17 protein-coding genes are annotated in these 22,220 nt (G+C 61.8%); 9 read left to right on the top strand and 8 right to left on the bottom strand.

Annotation, left to right across the window (positions count from 1 at the left end):
• The first annotated feature begins 52 nt into the window (after positions 1-52).
• The 9 genes from OIU19_RS11395 to OIU19_RS11355 all read left to right on the top strand — a co-directional run bounded on the left by OIU19_RS11395 (position 53) and on the right by OIU19_RS11355 (position 12,369).
• The gene (locus OIU19_RS11395; RefSeq protein ID WP_264235074.1) at positions 53-238 is read left to right on the top strand and encodes a hypothetical protein; all 186 of its coding nucleotides are present in this window, start codon (positions 53-55) and stop codon (positions 236-238) included.
• 181 nt (positions 239-419) lie between these two features.
• Positions 420-1,160, top strand: coding sequence for a flagellar basal body rod protein FlgF (locus OIU19_RS11390; RefSeq protein WP_186555946.1), 741 nt, complete (start codon positions 420-422; stop codon positions 1,158-1,160).
• Positions 1,161-1,208: 48 nt separating this feature from the next.
• A complete protein-coding gene (gene flgG, locus OIU19_RS11385) occupies positions 1,209-1,994 on the top strand; it encodes a flagellar basal-body rod protein FlgG (RefSeq protein WP_186555947.1) in 786 nt (261 codons plus the stop codon).
• A 47-nt stretch (positions 1,995-2,041) separates the two neighbouring features.
• Positions 2,042-2,737 carry a flagellar basal body L-ring protein FlgH gene (gene flgH / locus OIU19_RS11380; RefSeq protein WP_186555948.1) on the top strand — a complete coding sequence of 232 codons (696 nt, stop codon included), beginning with the start codon at positions 2,042-2,044 and terminating at the stop codon, positions 2,735-2,737.
• A 12-nt stretch (positions 2,738-2,749) separates the two neighbouring features.
• Positions 2,750-3,859 carry a flagellar basal body P-ring protein FlgI gene (locus OIU19_RS11375; protein ID WP_186555949.1) on the top strand — a complete coding sequence of 370 codons (1,110 nt, stop codon included), beginning with the start codon at positions 2,750-2,752 and terminating at the stop codon, positions 3,857-3,859.
• A 9-nt stretch (positions 3,860-3,868) separates the two neighbouring features.
• On the top strand, positions 3,869-5,065 hold the full coding sequence (gene flgJ, locus OIU19_RS11370) for a flagellar assembly peptidoglycan hydrolase FlgJ (protein ID WP_264235073.1): 1,197 nt from the start codon (positions 3,869-3,871) through the stop codon (positions 5,063-5,065).
• 12 nt (positions 5,066-5,077) lie between these two features.
• The gene (gene flgK / locus OIU19_RS11365; RefSeq protein WP_264235072.1) at positions 5,078-7,111 is read left to right on the top strand and encodes a flagellar hook-associated protein FlgK; all 2,034 of its coding nucleotides are present in this window, start codon (positions 5,078-5,080) and stop codon (positions 7,109-7,111) included.
• 13 nt (positions 7,112-7,124) lie between these two features.
• Positions 7,125-8,723 carry a flagellar hook-associated protein 3 gene (locus OIU19_RS11360; protein WP_264235071.1) on the top strand — a complete coding sequence of 533 codons (1,599 nt, stop codon included), beginning with the start codon at positions 7,125-7,127 and terminating at the stop codon, positions 8,721-8,723.
• Between the two features lie 76 nt (positions 8,724-8,799).
• Positions 8,800-12,369: a glycosyltransferase gene (locus tag OIU19_RS11355; protein WP_264235070.1), complete on the top strand. Its 3,570-nt coding sequence runs from the start codon at positions 8,800-8,802 to the stop codon at positions 12,367-12,369.
• 86 nt (positions 12,370-12,455) lie between these two features.
• On the opposite strand, the gene OIU19_RS11350 is transcribed toward OIU19_RS11355, so the two are convergent.
• From OIU19_RS11350 to OIU19_RS11315, 8 genes are read right to left on the bottom strand one after another with little or no spacing between them, the layout of a single operon-like run.
• Positions 12,456-16,868: a glycosyltransferase gene (locus tag OIU19_RS11350; RefSeq protein ID WP_264235069.1), complete on the bottom strand. Its 4,413-nt coding sequence runs from the start codon at positions 16,866-16,868 to the stop codon at positions 12,456-12,458.
• A complete protein-coding gene (locus OIU19_RS11345; protein ID WP_264235068.1) occupies positions 16,865-17,281 on the bottom strand; it encodes an FdtA/QdtA family cupin domain-containing protein in 417 nt (138 codons plus the stop codon). The genes OIU19_RS11350 and OIU19_RS11345 overlap by 4 nt, the downstream gene beginning before the upstream one ends.
• A complete protein-coding gene (locus tag OIU19_RS11340) occupies positions 17,272-18,420 on the bottom strand; it encodes a DegT/DnrJ/EryC1/StrS aminotransferase family protein (protein ID WP_264235067.1) in 1,149 nt (382 codons plus the stop codon). The genes OIU19_RS11345 and OIU19_RS11340 overlap by 10 nt, the downstream gene beginning before the upstream one ends.
• Positions 18,404-18,886: an acyltransferase gene (locus OIU19_RS11335; protein WP_264235066.1), complete on the bottom strand. Its 483-nt coding sequence runs from the start codon at positions 18,884-18,886 to the stop codon at positions 18,404-18,406. The genes OIU19_RS11340 and OIU19_RS11335 overlap by 17 nt, the downstream gene beginning before the upstream one ends.
• Positions 18,883-20,031: a CDP-glycerol glycerophosphotransferase family protein gene (locus OIU19_RS11330; RefSeq protein ID WP_264235065.1), complete on the bottom strand. Its 1,149-nt coding sequence runs from the start codon at positions 20,029-20,031 to the stop codon at positions 18,883-18,885. The genes OIU19_RS11335 and OIU19_RS11330 overlap by 4 nt, the downstream gene beginning before the upstream one ends.
• On the bottom strand, positions 20,024-20,695 hold the full coding sequence (locus OIU19_RS11325; RefSeq protein WP_264235064.1) for an NTP transferase domain-containing protein: 672 nt from the start codon (positions 20,693-20,695) through the stop codon (positions 20,024-20,026). The genes OIU19_RS11330 and OIU19_RS11325 overlap by 8 nt, the downstream gene beginning before the upstream one ends.
• Entirely contained in the window at positions 20,671-21,273 is a 603-nt protein-coding gene (locus OIU19_RS11320) for an HAD family phosphatase (protein ID WP_264235063.1), read from the bottom strand. Before OIU19_RS11320 ends, OIU19_RS11325 begins: the two co-directional genes overlap by 25 nt.
• Positions 21,270-22,037 (bottom strand): class I SAM-dependent methyltransferase, encoded by a 768-nt coding sequence (locus tag OIU19_RS11315; protein ID WP_264235062.1) that lies wholly within the window; start codon positions 22,035-22,037, stop codon positions 21,270-21,272. The genes OIU19_RS11320 and OIU19_RS11315 overlap by 4 nt, the downstream gene beginning before the upstream one ends.
• Positions 22,038-22,220: the final 183 nt, after the last annotated feature.

Raw genomic sequence — 22,220 nt, 5'->3', positions numbered from 1 at the left:
GGCGTGTTTGGGGTCGCTGCGACCCCAGACACTCAAGCCTACGGAATAGCCCATGAAAAAACTGATCATTACCTGCGCCGCCGCCTTCTTCCTGCTCCAGGCCCAGGCGGCCACCGCGCCCTGGTGGCGCTGGGAAAGCCAGGTCGATGGTCGTTTGGTCTGCTCCCAGTGGTCGCCAGGGGAGGGGTGGAAGAAATTTGCCGGCCCGTTCAACAACGGCGGTTGCCGCGAAATGTAATCGGTTTGCCGGCATCGGCAAGCAGGCGCCGGATATCCGGCGTCGACCTTTCCCTGATGTACCGCAAAGGCCCGTATTCACGGGCTTTTTCATGCTTTTGAAAAGTTGGTTCGGAACTTGCTTTATTGCTTGCACAGCAACGGCGAGCGGCAAGCAATCGCCAGTGCAGCGGAGGATGACTGTGGACAAGATGCTTTACGTGGCCATGACCGGCGCCAGCCAGAACGCGCTGGCGCAGAAGGCCCATGCCAACAACCTGGCGAACATTTCCACCAACGGCTTCCAGCGTGACCTGGAACAGGCACGTTCGATGCCCGTGTTCGGTGACAGCTTTCCGGCGCGCGCCTTTGCCATGAGCGAACGTCCAGCCACTGATTTCAGTGCCGGTGCCATGGTCGAAACCGGCCGTGAGTTGGATGTCGCTGTCAGCGGTGACGGTTTTATCGCGGTCCAGGCGCCAGATGGCAGCGAAGCTTATGTGCGCACAGGCAGCCTGAACATCGACGCCCTTGGCGTGCTGCGTGCCGGCAACGGCATGCCGGTGATCGGCAACGGTGGCCCGATCGCCATTCCGCCGGAGCAGAAGGTTGAGGTCGGCGAAGACGGCACCATCAGCGTCCGTGCCATGGGTGAAGACCCGCGGGTGATGGCCGAGGTCGACCGGATCAAACTGGTCAACCCGGACACCAAGGGCCTGACCAAGGGTCTGGACGGCATGATCCACACCACCAACGGCCAGCCAGCCGATGTCGACAACAACGTCAAGGTTGTGTCGGGCTTCCTGGAGTCGAGCAACGTCAACGCCGTCGAGGAAATGACCTCGGTGCTGGCGCTGTCCCGTCAGTTCGAGCTGCACGTCAAGATGATGAACACGGCCAAGGAAGGCGATGAAGCCATGGCGCGTGTTTTGCAAATCGGCTAACCACATTTGAACGGGTGCCGTAAAACAGGCGCACGAGGAGAACACTAAATGCTTCCGGCTCTTTGGGTCGCTAAAACCGGCCTGTCCGCACAGGACACCAACCTCACGGTCATCTCCAACAACCTGGCCAACGTCTCGACCACCGGCTTCAAGCGTGATCGCGCCGAGTTCCAGGACCTGCTGTACCAGACCAAGCGCCAGCCAGGTGCCCAGTCGACCCAGGACAGCGAGCTGCCGTCGGGTCTGCAGGTCGGTACCGGTGTGCGCATCGTCGGCACCCAGAAGAATTTCCAGACCGGTAGCCTGCAAACCACCGAGAACCCGCTGGACATGGCCGTCAACGGTCGCGGCTTCTTCCAGATCCTGCAGCCGGACGGCACTGTTTCGTACACCCGTGACGGTACCTTCCACCTGAACTCCGACGGCCAGATCGTCAACGCCGATGGCTTCGCCCTGGAGCCTGCGATTGTCGTGCCCAACGATGCCCAGACCTTCACCGTCGGCCAGGACGGCACCGTCTCGATCACCACCGCCGGCAACCCGGCCGCGCAGATCATCGGCAACCTGCAGACCGCCGACTTCATCAACCCGGCCGGCTTGCAGGCGATTGGTAACAACCTGTTCCTGGAGACCGCCGCCAGTGGCGCGCCGCAGGTCGGTACCCCAGGCCTGAACGGCTTCGGCACCACCCTGCAGCAGACCCTGGAGAACTCCAACGTCAGCACCGTGGAAGAGCTGGTCAACATGATCACCACCCAGCGTGCTTACGAGATGAACTCCAAGGTCATTTCCACCGCTGACCAGATGCTGTCGTTCGTTACCCAGCAGCTCTAACCCTAAGGTCGCTGTCGCAGCGTCTGTTCCACCGTGAGGTAAGCGTCATGAATCGTCTGTTGTCCGTATTCGCCCTGGGGGGGGCGGTGTTGTTGGCCGGTTGCGTCGCGCCGACGCCCAAGCCCAACGACCCGTACTACGCGCCGGTATTGCCGCGCACCCCGTTGCCGGCGTCGGCCAACAACGGTTCGATCTACCAGGCCGGTTTCGAGCAGAACCTGTACAGCGACCGTAAGGCGTTCCGGGTCGGTGACATCATCACCATCACCCTCAACGAGCGCACCTCGGCGAGCAAGAGTGCCAACTCGCAGATCGACAAGGACAGCACCGCCAACCTGGGGTTGACCTCGTTGTTCGGCGCGGTGCCCAACACCAACAATCCGTTCGGCAGCGGCGACCTGTCGCTCGAAGCCGGGTACAGCGGCAGCCGTGCGACCAAGGGTGACAGCAAGGCAGCCCAGGGCAATACCCTGACCGGCTCCATCACTGTGACCGTGGCTGAAGTGCTGCCCAACGGTATCGTGGCGGTGCGCGGTGAGAAGTGGATGACGCTCAATACCGGTGACGAGCTGGTGCGTATCGCAGGTTTGGTGCGCGCCGATGACATCGCCACTGACAACACCGTGCCCTCGACCCGTGTCGCCGATGCGCGCATCACCTACTCGGGGACGGGTTCGTTTGCCGACGCCAGCCAGCCCGGATGGTTGGATCGCTTCTTCATCAGCCCGCTTTGGCCTTTCTGAGTGCGGATGCCCATGTTCAACTTCAGGCAGCTGATTGCCGCAACCGTTCTTTTATCCGCAGCGTTCGGCGCTCATGCCGAGCGCCTGAAGGACATCGCCAGCATTTCCGGCGTACGTACCAACCAGCTGATTGGCTATGGCCTGGTGGTGGGCTTGAATGGCACCGGTGACCAGACCACGCAAACCCCGTTCACCCTGCAGACGTTCAACAACATGCTCTCGCAGTTCGGCATCAAGGTGCCGGCGGGCTCCGGTAACGTGCAGCTCAAGAACGTCGCCGCGGTGTCGGTGCATGCCGACCTGCCAGCCTTTGCCAAGCCGGGCCAGGTGGTGGATATCACCGTCTCCTCGATTGGTAACTCCAAGAGCTTGCGCGGTGGCAGCCTGTTGATGACCCCACTCAAGGGTATCGACGGCAACGTCTACGCCATCGCCCAGGGCAACCTGGTGGTCGGCGGCTTCGACGCCGAAGGCCGCGACGGCTCGAAGATTACCGTCAACGTACCGTCGGCCGGTCGGATTCCGGGTGGCGCCAGTGTCGAGCGTGCAGTGCCGAGCGGTTTCAACCAGGGCAATAGCCTGACCTTGAACCTCAATCGCCCTGACTTCACCACCGCCAAGCGCATCGTCGACAAGGTCAATGATTTGCTCGGCCCAGGCGTCGCCCAGGCGGTCGATGGTGGTTCGGTGCGCGTGACTGCGCCGATGGATCCAAGCCAGCGGGTCGATTACCTGTCGATCCTGGAGAACCTTGAGATCGATCCGGGCCAGGCTGTGGCCAAGGTCATCATCAACTCGCGCACCGGCACCATCGTTATCGGTCAGAACGTCAAGGTTTCGCCTGCGGCGGTCACCCACGGCAGCCTGACTGTAACCATTACCGAAGATCCGATCGTCAGCCAGCCAGGGCCGTTCTCCAACGGCCAGACTGCCGTGGTACCGCGTTCGCGGGTCAATGCCGAGCAAGAAGCCAAGCCGATGTTCAAGTTCGGCCCGGGCACCACGCTGGATGAAATCGTCCGCGCGGTGAACCAGGTCGGCGCGGCACCCAGCGACTTGATGGCGATCCTTGAAGCGCTCAAGCAGGCTGGCGCGTTGCAAGCTGACCTGATCGTGATCTGAGGACCGAGCATGAACTCCAAGAGCCTGGTTTCCAGCCCAGCCGACAGCGGTGCCTACACCGACCTCAATCGCCTGACGTCACTCAAGCACGGAGATCGCGACAGCGAGGCCAACGTGCGCAAGGTGGCTCAGGAGTTCGAGTCGCTGTTCATCAGCGAGATGCTCAAAGCCTCGCGCAAGGCCACCGATGTGCTGGCCGAAGACAACCCGATGAACACCGAGACGGTCAAGCAGTACCGCGACATGTACGACCAGCAGCTGGCCGTGAGCATGTCCCGCGAAGGTGGCGGTATTGGTTTGCAGGACGTGCTGGTGCGCCAGCTGTCCAAGCAGAAGAGCCCAGTAGCCAGTACCAGCCCGTTCCCTCGTGGCGAGGGCGCTGGCCCGGCCCTGTGGGGTAACAGGGTGGCCGAGCCTGTGCATGCCAATGCCGGCAGCGCCACGCGCAACGATGTGGCGGCGCTCAATTCGCGGCGCCTGTCGTTGCCGGGCAAGCTGACCGATCGGTTGCTGGCGGGCATCGTGCCGTCGGCGGGCAATCCTGCGGTTGCAACCAATACGGCGGCGATTCCTGCGCGCGATGGGCAATTGGTCAATGGTGTGGTCAAGGGCGACTGGGAGCCGGCGCAAGCCTTCGCTGCTGCCGATGGCGGCACGCGCATCCTCGGGCGGGCCATGGCCCAGCCACCGCTGGCGCCGAAGAAAGCCTTTGGCAACAGCGACGAGTTCGTCGCCACCATGCTGCCGATGGCCGAGCAGGCCGCCAAGCGAATCGGTATCGATCCGCGCTACCTGGTGGCCCAGGCGGCGCTGGAAACGGGTTGGGGCAAGTCGGTCATGCGCAACACCGATGGCAGCAGCAGCCACAACCTGTTTGGCATCAAGGCGACCGGTAGTTGGCAGGGCGGTGAGGCGCGGGCGATCACCAGCGAGTTCCGTGACGGCCAGTTCGTCAAGGAGACCGCAGCGTTCCGTTCCTACGACTCCTACCAGGACAGCTTCCACGACCTGGTCAGCCTGCTGCAGAACAATTCGCGCTATCAAGATGCGGTGAAGTCAGCCGATAACCCAGAACAGTTCGTGCGAGAGCTGCAAAAGGCCGGGTACGCCACCGACCCGAACTACGCCAGCAAGATCTCGCAGATCGCAAGACAGATGAAGTCGTACGAGAGCTACGCAATGCTCGGTACCACAACGCAACTTTAAGGGTAGGGATCCATGGCGAGTTTGATCAATATTGGCATGTCCGGGCTGGGAGCTGCCCAGTCCGGGATGTATACCCTGGGTAACAACATCGCCAACGCCGATGTCGAGAGCTACTCGCGCCAGCAGAACGTGCAGAAGACCAAGGGCGGCCAGCAGACCGGCCAGGTCTTCATCGGTACCGGGACAACCCTGGCCGACGTGCGCCGGGTGTACAACGCCTACCTGGAAAACCAGCTGCGCACCACCACTTCGCTGTCCAGCGACGCCACTTCCTACCTGAACCAGATCACGCCGCTCGATACCGCCCTGTCGAGCGCCGACACCGGCATTACCGCCGCCCTGCAGAGCTTCTTCAGCGCCATGCAGGATGCCTCGGCCAAGCCGACCGAGGATGCTTCGCGCCAGTTGCTGCTGACCAGTGCCCAGACCCTGGCCAAGCGCTTCAACACCCTGTCGTCGAAGCTCAACCAGCAGAACAGCAACCTCAACAGCAACATGGCCTCGCTCGCCACTCAGGTGAACAACCTGACCAAGACCATTGCCGATCTCAACGAGCAGATCTCCAAGGTCGGCGCCATTACCGGCCAGCCCAATGACTTGCTCGACCAGCGTGACGGCGCAGTGCGTGAGTTGACCGCACTGATCGGCGCCGATGTCGTCGAGCAGAAAAACGGCAACTACGACATCTACCTGAAGAACGGTCAGGCACTGGTGCTGGGCAGTACCACCCAGACCATTGGCGTTGAGCCAAGCGCGACCGATCCGACCCGCATGAGCCTGATCCTCAATCGCGGCTCGACCAAGATGGACATCACCAACAGCACCACCGGTGGTGAGCTGGGCGGGCTGATTCGCTACCGCAAGGAAACCCTCGACCCTGCGCTCAACGAGCTCGGCCGAGTGGCCCTGGTCGTCGCCGATGCGATCAACAGCCAGCTGGCCCAGGGCATCGACAAGAACGGCAACTTTGGCGCCAGCCTGTTCGGCGACATCAACAGCCTCAAGGCCATCAGCGAACGCAGCGTGCCCAAGCTGGGCAACAGTACAGGCTCCGGCAACCTCGATGTGACCATCAAGGACACCGGCAAGCTGACCACCAACGACTACCAGGTGACCTTCACCAGCGCCACCGAATACACCGTGCGCCGCCTGCCGGACAACACCGAGATGGGCAGCTTCGACCTCACCACCACGCCGCCACCGGTGATCGACGGCTTCACCCTGTCGCTCAATGGCGGCGGCTTGGCGGCCGGTGACAGCTTCAAGATCACCCCGACCCGCAATGCTGCAGCGAGCATCGAATCGGTGCTGACCGATCCCAAGCGCCTGGCCTTGGCCTCGCCGTTGACCGCCACCAGTGGCTCGGGCAACAAAGGTACCGGGGTGATCACCCAGCCGACCCTGACCACTGAACTGGACATCTACGATTCGGCCCAGCTCAGCGCCATGCAGAACGGTCTGAAGAATTCCACCCCGGTCAAACTGGTGTTCGGCGACGATGCGAGCTCACCGCAGACCTACACCCTGTTCAACGCCAAGGGCGACCCGATCGGCAGCGGCACGATCATCCCTGGGCAGGACAACAAGCTTCAGTTATCGGTGCCGATGGTCGATGCCAGCGGCAATCCGACCGGGGAAAACTTCACCTTCGAGATGAACGTCAACGGCGCACCGAAGAACGGTGACAGCTACACCGTGGCGCTGACCGGTGCGGGCTCGGCGGATAACCGTAATGCCCAGTCGGTGATCGACCTGCAGACCAAGTCGACCGTCGACGTCGGCGCCAATGGCAAGGGCATCAGCTTCACCGACGCCTACGCCAAGCTGGTCTCCAACGTCGGCGGCAAGACCGGCCAGGCGAAAATGGACAGCGATGCTACCAATGCCCTGCACACCTCTGCGTTGGACAGCCGTAACTCGTTGTCGGGCGTCTCGATCGACGAAGAAACCGGCAACCTGATCAAGTTCCAGCAGTACTACACCGCGTCGTCGCAGATCATCAAGGCGGCCCAGGAAACCTTCGCCACCTTGATCAACAGCCTTTAAGGAGCCGTAGACCGTGCGCATTTCCACTTCGCAGTTCTACAACACCAGTAGTGCCAACTATCAGCGCAACTTTGCCAACGCGGTGAAGAGCCAGCAGGATGCCAGCGACGGCCTGCGAATCCGCACAGCGGCCGATGATCCGGTGGGCGCGGCGCGTCTGCTGCAGCTTGAGCAACAGCAAAACATGCTCAAGCAATACTCCGGCAACATCACCAACGTGCGTAACGCGCTGGGTACTGCCGAAAGCACACTGAACTCGATCGGTACTATCTTGCAGCGGGTCAACGAACTGGCCATCAGCTCCGGCAACGCTGGTTTCACAGACGCCGACCGTAAAGCCAATGCCGATGAGCTGGCGTCGCTGGAAGATCAGTTGTTCTCGCTGATGAACAGCCGGGATGAAAACGGCAAATACCTGTTCTCCGGCTCCAAGGGTGATACCCCGCCGTACGTGCGCAATGCTGATGGCACCTACAGCTATCAGGGCGACCAAAGCAACTTGATGTTGCAGGTTGGCGACATGCTCAGCCTGGCGGCCAACGAGACCGGTTACAGCGCTTTCGAACAGGCCTTGAACACCAGCCGTAGCGAGACCAAGCTGACCACCCCGGCCATCGACGATGGCCGTGTCAGTCTGTCCAATGGCCAGGTATCGGGCAGCTCGCTGTACAACGACCGCTTCCGCAGCGGCGAGCCGTACAGCATCGAGTTCACCAGCAGCACTCAATTCAAGATTACCGATAGCAACGGTAACGACGTGACCCTGGAAGCGAGCCAGGGTGGCAAGTTCGATCCGCAAGGTGAAAACACTACGATCAACTTCCGCGGTGTCGATCTGCGTCTGGATATCTCCTTCAAGGACGGTGACGATGCTGACCGTGATGCGGCCATCGCCGGTCATGTCTTCACCCTCAGTGCCAAGCAAGACACCATCACTGGTACTCGTAGCCCTGGCAACGGTCCTTCGGCGAGCCAGGTAACCGGCGCCAGCATCACCGATCAGGCACTGTACGACGCAGCTTTCCCCGGCGGTGGGGCGATTCTCAAGATCTCCGACAGCGACCCGACCCAGTTCGATTTGTATGCCGCGCCGATGAGCGCCGACAGTCGGCCGATCGGCAGCGGCACATTGGCCGGCACCGGTACCGCTGGTGATCCGTATACAGCCACAGCGGCGGGTGTGACTTTCGAGCTTTCCACAGCGCCGGATGCTGGGGACTCGTTCGCCGTCAAGGCCGACACGCACCAGACCCAGAACGTCCTCGATACGATCGGCCAACTGCGTAAAGCGCTCAGCACGCCTGTGGACTCCGATCCGGTGGCCCGGCAGAATTTCAAGGCTGCGCTGGACTCGGCCATTGGCAACGTGGGCAGTGCCATGAACCAGGTGAGCGCCTCGATCAGCTCGATCGGTGGACGTGGCGCGGCGCTTGATGTCCAGGCCGAGACCAATGAGGCGCTGGGTACTGAGAACACCAAGACGCAGAGTTCGATCCGCGAAAGCGATCCCGCCGAGGTCATGCTGCGTCTGCAGATGCAGTCCAACATGCTGCAAGCTTCGCTACAGGCCTATGTAAAAATCTCCGGGTTGTCGCTGGTCAACTACATCTGATCCCTCCTGCTGCCTCATCCCACCTGCATCAGGCCCTTGCGGGGCCTGATGCACGGCCCCGCGAAGGTCTTATATCGTGAACGCTCATCCCGCCGTCAGTATCGTAATCCCTGCCTACAATCCGCGTTTTTTCGCAATGGCGCTGCAAAGCGCGCTGGCGCAAACCTATGAACGCCTGGAGATCCTGGTATGCGATGACAGCCAGGGCGAAGAGATCGAAGCGATCGTTCGCTCCTTCGACGGTGTCGGCGTCGCCGCTGTGCGCTACGTGCGTAACGAGACCCACTTGGGCTTCGCGGGCAACCTGGTCAAGGCTGTAGAGCTGGCTAGCAGCGAGCTGGTCAAGGTGCTCTGTGACGATGATCGGCTGTTCCCCTTGTGTATCGAGCGCCAGGCGGCGTTGCTCCAGGCCCACGCCGACATCAGTTTGGTGCTGGCCCAGCGCGTGTTCTCCGACGCAGGTAACTGCATGCTGCCTATGCGGTTGTCGAACGCGCGTTTCGTGAGCTTCGACACCGTGTTCAAAGGGGACGACATACTGGCTTTCCAGGACGGGCATGCGTTCAAGTTCCTGGGCAACTTTTCCGCCGCCTTGATGCGCCGGCAACCGGCCCTGGACCTGTTACGGGCCTTGACCCAGGATGGCCAGGGTTTCGTCGCGCTGCTGGACCAGGCGCTGTTCACTTGCCTGATGCGCCGAGGGGATGTGGCGGTGATCGCTGACGTCCTGGCAGTCGAGCGGCTGCATCCCGAGCGGGTGAGCAGGCGTCCCGAGGTTGTGCAGGCAGCCAGCGTCGAGTGGGGATGGCTGCAGCAGATGCTGCAGGCCCGAGGTGGCGAAGCCGCCCCGGCGAAGGGCTGGGTTCGACAGTTGCCACTGAGCCAGGCCGGGGAGATGCCGAGACAATGGCAGGAAACCAATCTGCAACTGATGCTGAGCAACTGGCAAACCTGTATGCAGGGTCGCGTGGGTAGCGATTGTGAAAGCTATGCTGAGTTCTACCAGCAGTGGCTGCAGGCGCGCCGCTTCAGCGATGCCCAGCGCCGGCAGTTGCCACAAGTGTTGGCGGCATGGCCACGGCAGCCGCGGATCGTTGTGCTGGTCCTGGACCTGGAGGGCGATCGCGCTGAGTTGCAGGCGACCTTGGACAGCCTTGCCGGGCAGATCTATGAGCGTCATGCCTGCCGGGTATTCTCTGCGTTGCCTGTCAGTAGCGGCGGCGCTGCGACAAGCTTCTTGACGCTTGAACAAGATTGGGTTGCCCAGCTCAACCACGAGGTGGCAACGCTGGCCGAGGACGACTGGGTCTACCTGCTGCGTGCGGGCGACCGCGTCAGTGAATCGGCGCTACTGGTGTTGGCCGAACGCATCGCGCTATTCCCTGGCTTGGCTTGCCTCTACAGTGACGAGGCCACCTGGCACGACGGCCAATCGCAAGAGCCGGTGTTCAAGCCGGACTTCAATATCGACCTGTTCCGCAGCTACCCCTATGTGGGGCGCACCTTGGCATTTTCTTGTTCGGCACTTAAAGCGTTGGACGGATTCGACCCGGCATTCGCCGAGCTGGCCCCTCATGATCTGCTCTGGCGCTTGATGGAGGCTCGCGGTCCCCAGGTGATCGGCCACATTGCCGAAGTGCAGGTGCAGTCCGCGTTCGGCTACGCGCAATGGATGTCCTCGGCGGTGGTGCTGGAGCACAACGGCCCGGTCGTGCAGGCCCACCTGACACGTCTTGGCATCGAGCATCAGCTCCACCAAGGCGCGTTGGCGCTGCTCAACCGCGTGCAGTATCTGCATGCCGAAAAACCTTTGGTGTCGATTGTCGTGGCTTGCGCGGACGACCTTGGAAGTCTGCAGCAGTGTGTGCAGAGCATCATTGAGCAAACCACCTATCCGCGGTACGAGGTGGTCGTAGTTGCCGGGGGCGAAGTCGACCCCGCCACAGCGGCCTGGCTGGCAGCGATGGCCGATATCGGCGGCGGTATCCTACGGGTGCTGCGCTTACCCATGCGCGGTGACGAGTGCGCGCTGTTCGACCGTGCAGCCCGGCAAGTTGGCGGTGAGTACTTGCTCAGGCTATCGGCGCAATTGCGTGTGACCCAGCCTGACTGGCTGGATGAAATGCTCCAACATGCGCAACGCCCCGAAGTGGGTGTGGTAGGCGCCAAGATCATCGACCGCTTCGACCAAGTGCTTGAGGCGGGCAGGGTGCTGGGTGTCGGTCAGGCCGCAGGCCCGGCGTTCGCCGGGGAGGATGCCCACGCCCGGGGCTATCTGCAGCGCTTGCAGTCAGTGCAGAACTGGAGCGCAGTCAGCGGCGACTGCCTGCTCATTCGCAAATCGTTGTGGCAGGACCTGGGCGGCTTGCGTTCGCAACAGTTCTCCGTAGGCTTGTGTGAGCTTGACCTGTGCCTGAGGGTCACTGGCGAAGGCTACCTGGTGGTGTGGACACCTTACGTGCACATGCGCGCGTTACCCAGTGAAGGACCGGCAAAAGGTCTGGCACGGCCCGATAACCAGATACAGGCTTTCGTTGATCAATGGCTGCCGCGTTTGATCCAGGACCCGGCATACAACCCCAACCTCAACCTGACCGTCGCTAACTTTGCGGTCGAGCCCACCATTCGTGGCAGCTGGAACCCGCTGTGCGCGAGAATAGTGCCATCGGTGCTTTGCCTGCCTATCAATGCCTCGGCGGTCGGTCACTACCGGGTCATCCAGCCGTTCATTGAGCTTGAGGGCGCGGGAAGGGTGATCGGCCACGTTGCCCATGAGTCCCCCAACACCGTGCAGTTGGCACGGATGAATCCGGACGTGGTGGTCCTGCAGCTTCGGCACACCGCAGGGACGGCGCAGGATATCGAGCGCATCGCGCGAATCTCATCGGCTCGAAGGGTATTCGAAATCGATGACTATGTGCTGGCTGCCCCGTCGAAGAACAGTCATGCACGCAACAAGCCGGCGGACATCGAACAGCATCTGCGCAGGAGTATCAGCTTATGCGATCGGGTGGTCGTGACCACTCAGGCACTGGCGAACGCTTTGTCGAGTATGCATCGCGACATTCGCGTAGTCCCTAACACGCTGGCTCCGCACCTATGGACAGGCTTGCAGAGCCTGCGCGCGACCTCGTCCAAGCCGCGCATCGGTTGGGGCGGGGGAACCAGCCATGGCGGAGACCTGGAGGTGATCGCAGAGGTTGTGCGGGAATTAGCCGCTCACGTCGAATGGGTATTCTTCGGTATGTGCCCGGATAACCTGCTGCCCTATGTGCATGAGTTCCACCCGGCGATTGGCTTGCACGATTACCCGCGCAAGTTGGCCAGCTTGAACCTGGATCTGGCGCTGGCACCGTTGGAGCAGCATATTTTCAATGACTGCAAGAGCAACCTGCGCCTGCTCGAATACGGGGCTTGCCGATACCCTGTGGTGTGCTCCGACACTGAGGCCTATCGCGGTGACTTGCCCTGCACCCGGGTGCGCAGCAACAGTACCGATGATTGGTTGCAAGCTATCCGCATGCATCTGAGCGACCCGGTCGCCAGCTACAAAATGGGCGACGAACTGCATGAGCGAGTGATGCGCGATTACGTGCTGCGCGGCGATGCACTGCGGGCTTGGGAAAGAGGTTGGCTGGACGATTGAAGTGCTGGGCGGGTTTCTTCACTGCGTCTTGCAATAACGACGTTGGACCTGTGAGAAGGGCTTGCCCCTTCCCACAGGCATTTCGCTTAACCAGCCAACCAGGCGTTGCGCCAGGCTTGCAGGGATCGCTCGTCTAGCATCCAGTCCCTGCGCACTCTCGTTTGCAGTTTGTCGCCCAGACGTGCAGTCTCGTCCAGATCGCTCAGGTGCATACGAATCGCTTGCAGCCAGTCCTGGTCGCGGTTGTCTACCCGCGTTACGGGAAGTTCCTCGCTGCGCTCACCCAGTACGTCACTGCAGATTACCGGGAAGCCGCAAGCGCCATATTCCAGCAATTGCACATTGCCTTGATACTCGTTGAAACGAGTTTGCTCCCGTGGAGCCAGGACCAGGTCCAGATTCAACCCCGCCAGCGCTTGCGGATAGCGCTCCGGCGGGACCGCGCCATGGAGTTCATGCATGAATGCGCACAATGGCTCGGGGCAGTGGCCAAGGAACACCCACTCGACCTCGGCGGCCAGTTCCTTGACTACCTCCAGCAACATCAGCAAGTCGCGGCTGTCCTGGGCCTGGCCGGTCAGGCCGACGCGCGGCTTGCGGCCGACGCGGCGCTGCCCCTGAACGGTTGCCCATGCGGGTAGATACAGCCGGTTTTCGACGACGCGGATATCTTCGTGCAACCCAGCCAACGCTTCCGCCAACGAGGCGGTGGGAACTACCAGGCGATCGACGCAAGCCAGGCTTCGTTGCAATGCGCCGCACACGTCGCCCGATACATTGAGGGCATCACGCAGTTCGCCAGGCAACTCCGGCAGGCAGCTATCCAGTTCCAAGACCTTGAACGCCCGGTTAAAGGCTTTCATCCGCTGCATGGCGACCAAGCGTTCCTCGTCGAGCTTGAGCTGCAGGATGATGCTGTCTGGCTCATAACGCTCAAGGTCAGGCAGGTGCATCAAGCCCAGCGATAACGCTCCGTCGAGGCTGCCAGCCTGCTGCAGTGCAGTGAACGGCTGCACGATGCGGCAATGCCCGCTCATGGATAGATCGGCAGGGTGGGCCAGTACGGTTGGCAAGGGTTTCCACGATGACAGCGGGCGCCATGACAAGGCCGTATTAGCGAGCTGGAAGCCGCCTTTGTGCACGAGCGATAAGCTCGGATTGTAGGCTGTGTCTCTGGCGAGCAACGGCAACCACTTCGCGTACAGCGCGTCGTCCTCTTGCTGTGAAGCGGGCTCGGTGGTCTGGCTGCTGAGCAGCAACTGTGCGTTGGCGGCCCAGACATTCAGGTAGCCCGCCTGCCGGGCACGTAGGCAGAGGTCGACATCCTGATAGCGCGGCGACACGTCATCGCTCAGACCGCCCAATGTCTGGAACAGCTCGCGCGCAATCATCAGGCAATCGCCGCTGACGGCGCTGTAGTTCTGGTCGACCTGCAGCCGTTGCATGTAGCCCGGTGCGTCTGCAGCCAGGCCGAGGAAGGGGCGCCCGACTGGACCCTGTAGACCGAGAATCAGGCCGGCATGGCTGACCTTGCCGTCGGCAGACAGCAACTTGGCGCCCACCGCGCCGACTTCCGGGCGCTGAGCATGATTGAGCAGTTCATCAAGCCATTCGTCATCGTAGGCAGCGACGCGTGGTGAGAGCAGCAGCAGGTAGTCGCCCCGCGCCTGTTCGGCGGCGTTGTTGATCGCGCTTGCCTCACTGGCATGGGCGGCGTCATGAAGCAGAGGCCGCAGCCGCGGATCGCCCAGCCCAGCGAGGGCGCCGAGCCAGCCGCGGACCTCTGTCGCCTCCGGGTCGCTTTCGATCAACAACAGCTCATGGTTGCGGTAGCGTGTCTGCTCGAGCACGCTTTCAATACAGCGCTGTAGGTAGTTCAGGTCGCTGCCAGCCACGATCAGGATCGAGACCAGAGGCTGCTGTCGATGGCCATAGCGTATGCGGTACTGGCCGGCCTTTTCGCAAAGTACCTCGGGCGCCTCGTAGCCACGTGCGCGCAAATGCTGGGTGATGGCGTTCTTCTCTTCCGTCAGATCAGCCAGTTGTGGTGCATCGCTGATCAGCAAAGGCTCAGCGATATGGCCAAGGCCATCCAGGCCACCGAGGTTGATAAGGCGCAGGATCAACTCGAACTCCGGTCGTTGCCGGTAATGGCTGTCGAAGCCTCCGGCCGCTACCACCGCATCCCGGCGCAGCAGCCAGTTGCGTCCCATTGAGGCAGGTAGGCTCAACAGGTAGTCGAGGTTAAAGTCCGGCTTGAGTACCGCGCCCAGGCTGTCGTCGCCCTGGCGGTACAGAGCATCGCAGTAGAGTGCCCGGCAATCAGGCGCATTGAGCAGTTCCAGGCCCGCCACCAGCAGACCGCTGGCGGTCAGCTCGTCGCCAGCATCGATCAGGCAGAACCAGTCGAACGCAGGTTCGCTGAGCAGGCGGTTGAGCGCCTCGATCCAGTGCTGTGTCGTTACCGGGATGACCTGGCCAGTGAACTCAGGCGCGTCGGCGACGCTTAGCAGCACGGGGTGGATGTTGCGATAGATCTGGTGGGTAGCGGCCAGTGACTGCTGGGTCGCGGCGACCTTGGCAGGGTCACCGTGCAGGTCAAGTACCAGCACGGCGAAGCGCGCTCCCTGGCCATGCTGTTCCAGGCGCTGTTCGACCAGGCCGCGCTGCAACGGTGTAAGGTTGCGCTGTGCGAGCCAATCCTGCACACCCGGCGCCTCGGCTTGATCCTCTTCGATCAGGCCCAGACGCACCAGCATTTTGCGCCGGCCCGTGCGAACGGTTTCGCTGTCCAGGTCCCAATGGCGGGCGTAGAGCTGCTGGTACAGCGCCGGGTAGTCCTTGAGCGCTTGTTGCGAGCGCCGCGTTGGATCGACTGCGCTGGCGCGCATGCGCGCTTCGACGGATTCGCAGTGCACATGCCGGAAGTTGGCGCGCAACGCCAGGCGCATGAGGAAGTCCCAATCCTCGAACGCCGGCAAGGCCTCGTCGAAACCGCCCACTGCAGCGATCAGGGCACGCGGGCAGGCGAAGGTGTTGACCGGAATATAGTTGTTGTAGAACAGCCGCTCACGGGAGTATTCAGCATGCCGGTAGCGCTGCTCACGACGCATCTCCACCCGACGATCGCCCTCCAGCGTCTCGGTGATGAGCACCGCATCGGTGTAGACCACCTCTCCAGGGTGGCTCTCGATGGCATGGGCCAGCGTCTGCAGGTGGTGCGGCAGGTACAGGTCGTCATCGTCCAGGTACACCACGTAGCGGCCGCGCGCCAGACGGTGTGCCGCATTGCGCGCCGCCGCCGGACCTTGGTTGCGGCCCTGGCGCAGGTAGGTGATGGGGAAGTCGTAGCCGTCGAGCAATGACTCGACCCCAGCCCCCTTGTCGTTGACCAGGATCACCTCGAAGTCCTGGCAGCTTTGGCGGGTCAGGCTGTCCAGGGCATCGACCAACAAACGCGGACGGTTGAAGGTGGTGAGGATCACGCTGAACAGCGTGTCGGATTCGATCGCCGTGTGCTGCACTTCGAACAGCATCTGGCGAATCGCCTCCTTCCGTTCGGCGAAGCGTGCCTGGACCTGCGCCGGGTAGCCCGCCAGGCGCCGTAGGTACAGCTGCCAAATGCCGCCCGCGCCTTGCTGCATGCGCTGGCGGGCAGCTGGGACAGCGAGGTTCAGCTCCAGGATGCGGGTATGTTCAGCCAAGGGTTTGTCTGAGGCATAGAACTTCTGCGAAATCTGTCCGCCATGGATGCGGTAGCCGACGCTCGCTTGGTTCAGGAACAGGAAGTCAGGGGCGACCTGGGCGATGCGGGTCCACAGTTCCCAGTCACCGGCCAGCATTTGCTCACGGTGGATGCAGCCGTCTTCGAGGGTGAAACCAGGCAGGGCGCTGCGTCTGAAGATCGCCGCCGAGGGGGTGATGTAGCTGTCATGGGTCAGCAGGTCAACCAGCTCGTCGCGCCCGCCCACGTAATTATTGGCGCGGTGCCCCGGGTGTACGGCGTGCTTGAGCACCTGGCCGTGTTGGTCGATCCACAGGCACTGGGTATAACCCAAGGCGACCTGCGGGTGCTGGTCCATGGCCGCGACCAAGCTGCGCAGGTGGCCTGGGTAAATCACGTCATCGGAGCCCAATACCACAACATAGCGCCCGCTGCCGGAGCGTAAGCATTGGTTGTAGTTGCCGATCATCCCCAGGTTGCGTTCATTGACCTTGTAGGTGAAGCGCGGATCCTGCTGGTAGCGCTCGAGCACTTGCAGGCTGTCGTCGGGCGAGCAATCGTCGAATACCAGCAGTTCGAGGTTCACGCCTTCCTGAGCCAGGACAGACTCGACAGTCTGCCCGACGAAGCTGGCATTGTTGTAGGACATCACCGCAACGGTGACATCTACCACAGGGGGCTTGGGCTTGCGCTGGCGGGCCTTGATTTCACGAAGCTGTTCCAGCCCGTTGAACAAACGCGCCAGGGCTGCGTCCTGAATGTTCACCTGGGTCATGCCTGCTCCTTCTGTACCGCTGCGCGGAAGGTGTCATAGTCGCGGAAGTAGTCGTCTTCGTCGTAGCGCTCGGAGGCCAGCACCATACACACCGAACCACTGGAGAAATTGTCGATTTCGCGCCAGATCATTGGCGGTATGTATAGGCCGTAGTAGGAGCGATTGAGGTGGTACTTGAAGCGTGTACGGCCGTCATCGAGCAGAATGTCGAAGCTGCCGGACATGGCAATGAGCAACTGATGCAAGCCTTTGTGCGCGTGGCCGCCGCGATGGGAGCCACCAGGCACGTCGTACAGGTAGTAGACTCGCTCGATGGAGAAGGGAATGTGCCGGTCGGACTCGACGAATGTCAGGTTGCCGCGCGGGTCTTCAATCTTTGGCAGATCGATGATTTTGCAGTCTTTCAGAGACATGACGGATCCTTGGGCGAATTGGGGGCAGCGGCGGGTGCGAAGCTATTGCATGCATCGATCACAGCCTCGACCAATGTTTCGGGCATGCCGGGGTACAAGGGCAGGCTGAGGACCTGTTCGGCGAGCCGGTCGGCCACAGGCAAGTGCGCGCTGTCGAGCTCGGCATAGGCGCCTTGCCGATGGATCGGGATCGGGTAGTGGATCAGGGTCGGGATACCGCAGGCGTGCAGGTGCGCCTGTAGTGCGTCGCGCTGGGCACAGCGCACCACGAACAGGTGCCAGACGTGGGACTGGCGCGGTTCGCTGGGTTGCGGCAGCAAGATCAGCGGGTTGTCGATGGTGTCCAGGTAGCGCTGGGCCAGTGCTTCGCGATGCCGGGCATCATCGTGCATTCGGGCCAATTTCACGCGCAGGAATGCAGCCTGCAGCTCGTCCAGACGTGAGTTGGTGCCCTTTACCGCATGCACGTACTTCTCGCTGGAGCCGTAGTTCCCGAGCCGACGCACCTCATTGGCCAATGCCAGGTCCTGGGTGGTCACCGCGCCGGCGTCGCCCAGCGCGCCGACGTTCTTGACTGGGAAGAAACTAAAGCCTGCCGCATCCCCGAGTGCGCCCGCCGAAACACCCTGGGCATCCAGGGCGCCGTGCGCCTGCGCGGCATCCTCGATCAGCAGCAGACCATGGGCGTCGGCTATGGCCCGCAGCCTGGCCATATCGGCCAACTGGCCATATAGGTGAACGGCGATGATCGCCCCGGTATGCGGGGTGATGGCTGCTTGCACTTGCGCGGGGTCGATCAGGAAACCGTCCTGCACTGGGTCCACTGGCACCGGTACGCACTCGGCTGCGTTCACCGCAAGGGCGGTGGCGACGAAGCTGTTGTCAGGCACGATCACCTGGGCGCCTGGCGCGAGCTTGCCCAGTTGACGGTAGCCTTTGAGAATCAGGGTTAGCGCGTCCAGGCCATTGCCCACACCTATGCAGTGCTCAACGCCGCACAGCGCTGCGAATTCGCGTTCGAATGCTTGCACTTCCTGGCCGAGCACGTACCAGCCCGAGCGCAGTACCCGCACGAAGGCCTCGGTCAGTTGCGCCTCATCACGTGCGGTGAGCTGTTGCAGGTCAAGAAAGCGATGCATGGTCTTCATCCAGATAGCGAACGACACGGGCCGGGTTGCCGACCACCAGTGCCCGTGCCGGTACGTCTCGCGTTACCACGGCACCGGCGCCGACCATGGCGTGCTCGCCGATGGTCAGGCCGGGCAGGATCACCGCCCCTGCGCCAATGGATGCGCCGCGTTCGATGCGGGTTTCGGGGAAGCGCTCTGGCCATTGCCGGGAGCGAGGAAAACGGTCATTGGTGAAGGTGGCGTTGGGACCGATGAACACATCGTCGGCCACACGCAGGCCATCCCACAGGTGTACGCCGCACTTGACCGTGACCCGGTCGCCCACCTGTACATCGTTCTCGATGAAGCAGTGCGCGGCAATATTGCAGTCACGGCCTATGCGAGCACCTGGCAGGATCACCACGAATTGCCAAACACGTGTGCCGTCGCCGATTGCGCTGCTTTGGACATCGGCCAAAGGGTGTTGGGTAGTCATGCCATCAGTTCCTTGAGCACGTCCAGGGCGCGCTGCCCGGCCCGGCCATCGAAACCGTGGAAGAACTGTTCGATGGCGGCGCGACGGGTCTCGCCCAACTGGTCCTGGCCGTCGCGCAACTGATCGAGAAACTGCTCGATCTGGGCGGCGCCGCTGGCGACCTGGTAATGGCGGACCACGCTGCTGCCCTCTTCGTTGAGCCCCAATCCATCGGGATTGTGCAAGTACAGTACCGGCTTGCCAGTTGCCAGGTACTCCATCAGGAACGAGCCGACGTCGCTGAGCAGCGCGTCGCTGGCAGCGAAGGCATGACGGTGGTCGGTGTGTTCGTCGATGATCACGCCTCGCGCTTGCAGGGCCTGCTTGAGGGCGGCGATACCCGCTTCATCGAGAATGTTCAGGTTGATCAGCTTCTTCCACAGCAACGGATGTGGGCGGAAGATCAGCGCCAGGTCCGGGCGGCGGGCGAAGGCATCGAAGATTGGCGCGGCGAGCAGGTCAAAAGTGGACCACAGGTCGCCGTCGATGGAGAAGTGCGCGTTCCACAGCACTGCTCGGCGATCACCGATAGCTTGGCGAAGTGTCGGGTCGACCGGGAATTGCTCGAGATTTGCCAGCCCATCCATGCGCGGGTGTCCGGTGACATGGACATGCTTGGCGCCAGTAGGGCAATGCCGCTCGAACATTTCGCGCACTCCCTCGGAGCGCACGAACACAGCGCTGGCCCCTGTGATCACCGGCTGCCCGTACTGATACACATAGTTGTGTGCGCCACCACCAACCTCAAGGCCGTAAGGAATATATGCCGTATAACGCACCTGCTGGCGCAGGTTGGCGAAGCGGTAGGCCGGTGGGCGGGTTTCATCATAGGGCGAGGTATAAATCACAGCATCGAAACCGGCGGCGTGCAGGTCGAACGCATCCCAGGCCACGAAGGGGACGCCCATCTCATCCAGGTGCGCTTGCGCGACTTCGCGCTTCCATTGGTAGTCGTTGTGGATGAACGGCAGCAGCACCACGACCACCTCGGTATCGGCGTCGTCGCGGGCTGCTTCCCAGAGAGTGCGCACGTTGCCCCATGATTCGGGCAGTTGATAAAGAATGGCCAGGCGGCGCTTGCCCTTCACGGAATTGTCCTTATGCATGTTCGGTCCTGGCTTTCCAGCCACTGGCAAGTACCTGGCCGGCCATGTCCAGGTCAGCGGTGGTATCGATGTCGAAGGCTTTGAGTTCCATGGCGCGTATCGGCAGGAACGGCTCTATCGCCTGGTAGACGTACAGCGGTTTGTCCACGACCAGGTTCGGTTCGATGACGGCAATGCCGGTCCATTCGTGTGGGGGGTGCGGCTCGCGAGTGAAGCCGGTGACGCATTCACCGGCGGCGTCGAGTGTCACGCGCACGCCGTCGCTGGTGGTGTAGCGCGATACGCCGATCAACTGCCGGTGCTCGTTGGCGGCCGCGATGAACTGTTGGAAAGAAGTGTCTTCCACCAGGGTATCGGCATCGATCATCAGGAACCGTTCGCCCAGGTGCCGGGAAACCAGATGCAAACTTTGCAGGGTATTGGTTCGCAAGTAGTCGGGATTGCGCACCACGATCAGGTCACGGCGCAGGGCCATGGCGTGTGCAATGACATCTTCTTCCTCGAAGCCGACCACCAGCCAGACGTTTTCCGCCCATGCCAGACGTTCCAGGTGATAGTCGAGCAGCGAACGGCCACAGACTTCGACCAGGCATTTGGGTTTGTTCAGGCCTAGCCGGGAGCCGATCCCGGCAGCGCAAATCACAACATGCTTAATAGGCGACATAGGGTTTTACCGTCGTTGATGACGAAATCACTCAGTTTGACCAGCAAGGGGTTTGGCGTGTGGGTGCCGCCGAAGGCAATGCGCCAGTTGGCCGCCTCGAACATAGGCACATCATTCATGCCGTCGCCCACGGCGATGACCCGGTCAAAGCGATCTCTAAGGCTGGCGATGGCATCACCTTTGTGCAGCACGTGGGCGATACCGGTAAGGCTGCCGTTTTCCAGCTGTGCGGTGGACGTGAAGCTCTGGATGCCCAGGCGATCGAGAATCGGCCGCACCCAGACATCCAGGTTGCCGGTCACAACGAAGCACTGCTCGGGCCGTTGGCGGATGAACTCGAGCATGTGCTGGTCGAACTCGACCTGTTCGGCCAGGGCAGCGTGAATCCAGTCAAGCCGTGCGTCACGAAGCAGGCGCACCCGCAGCTTGAAAGATTTATCAAATGGCAGCACGCCATTGATGGTGGCTTGGGTCAGGACAGAGATTTCATCTTCAAGACCCACGGAAGACGCGATCAGCGGCAGTAGTTCCTGTCGCGTCAGGGTTCCGTCGAGGTCGAAGCAGTAAGCGGTGCTCATGGCTGCGCTGCCTTTTGCAGAATACGGTAGTACTGGCGAGTCTCTGCACGCTTTTCCAGGTCCTGGGCGAACAGAAAGTCCGACGCCCGAACGCTGAAGGCTCCGGGTGTCAGAGCCTGTTCCAGCAGTTGCTCAAGTTCGGCGATGGTGCGGTAGATGGCCGAATACTCGTGTTGCAGTTCATTGGAATAGAAACGATCGAGGGTAAAGCGCTCGCTGACGCCAACCGGTTCGCGTAAGTAGATCTGGCCGCCGGGGGCGCAGAGCTTGCCGGCCTGAGTGAGCAGCTTCAAACAGTCCTGGTCGTTGAGGTAGATCAGCAGTCCGGAAACGATTATCAGGTCGTAGGGCGGCGCGAGCACCAGCGTGTCTGGGGTGATGTCGGTGGCCGACATCACCTGGAAGCGGAGCTCGGGCTTGCCGCGCAAGCCTGCCTCGGCCTGGGCTTTTTCCACGAGTGAGGGGGAGAAGTCGATGCCCAGATACTGAGCGCTCGGCGCCTGGTCATGCACGAACCACCCCCAGCGTCCGATGCCACAACCGATATCGAGGACGCGGCTGCCAGTGCCTAGGCGCAACTGAGGTGAAAGTACCTGCTTCTCAGTGGCGTCGCGCTGCTCGACCAGTTCCGGATTGCTGTCCTGGTACATGGTGGCGCTAAGCACATTGGCGTAATCGGCCTTGCCACGCTTGTCGAAAAAGGCCTGGGTCGAGCTGTAGTCGATGTCAATCCGCTCACCTTTTGATCGGCCTCGGCTGGTCATAGTCTCTCTCGTGCTGATGTGATGGGGTGGCAGTTGGCTGGGCGCGGCTAGGCGAGCGTCAGTCTTCCGGCGTTGGGGCAGGGTAAGCAAAAGGTCTGCCAATCACCGATGCAGTAGCTAACGGAGTGCTAGGATCTGAAAGCAGGGGTGGGGTGAAGTGACTTTGGGGGTGCGACGTGACTT

Source organism: Pseudomonas sp. BT-42-2 (assembly GCF_025847435.2).
Taxonomy (GTDB): Bacteria; Pseudomonadota; Gammaproteobacteria; order Pseudomonadales; family Pseudomonadaceae; genus Aquipseudomonas; species Aquipseudomonas urmiensis.
This window is presented reverse-complemented; position numbering and strand designations above follow the sequence as displayed.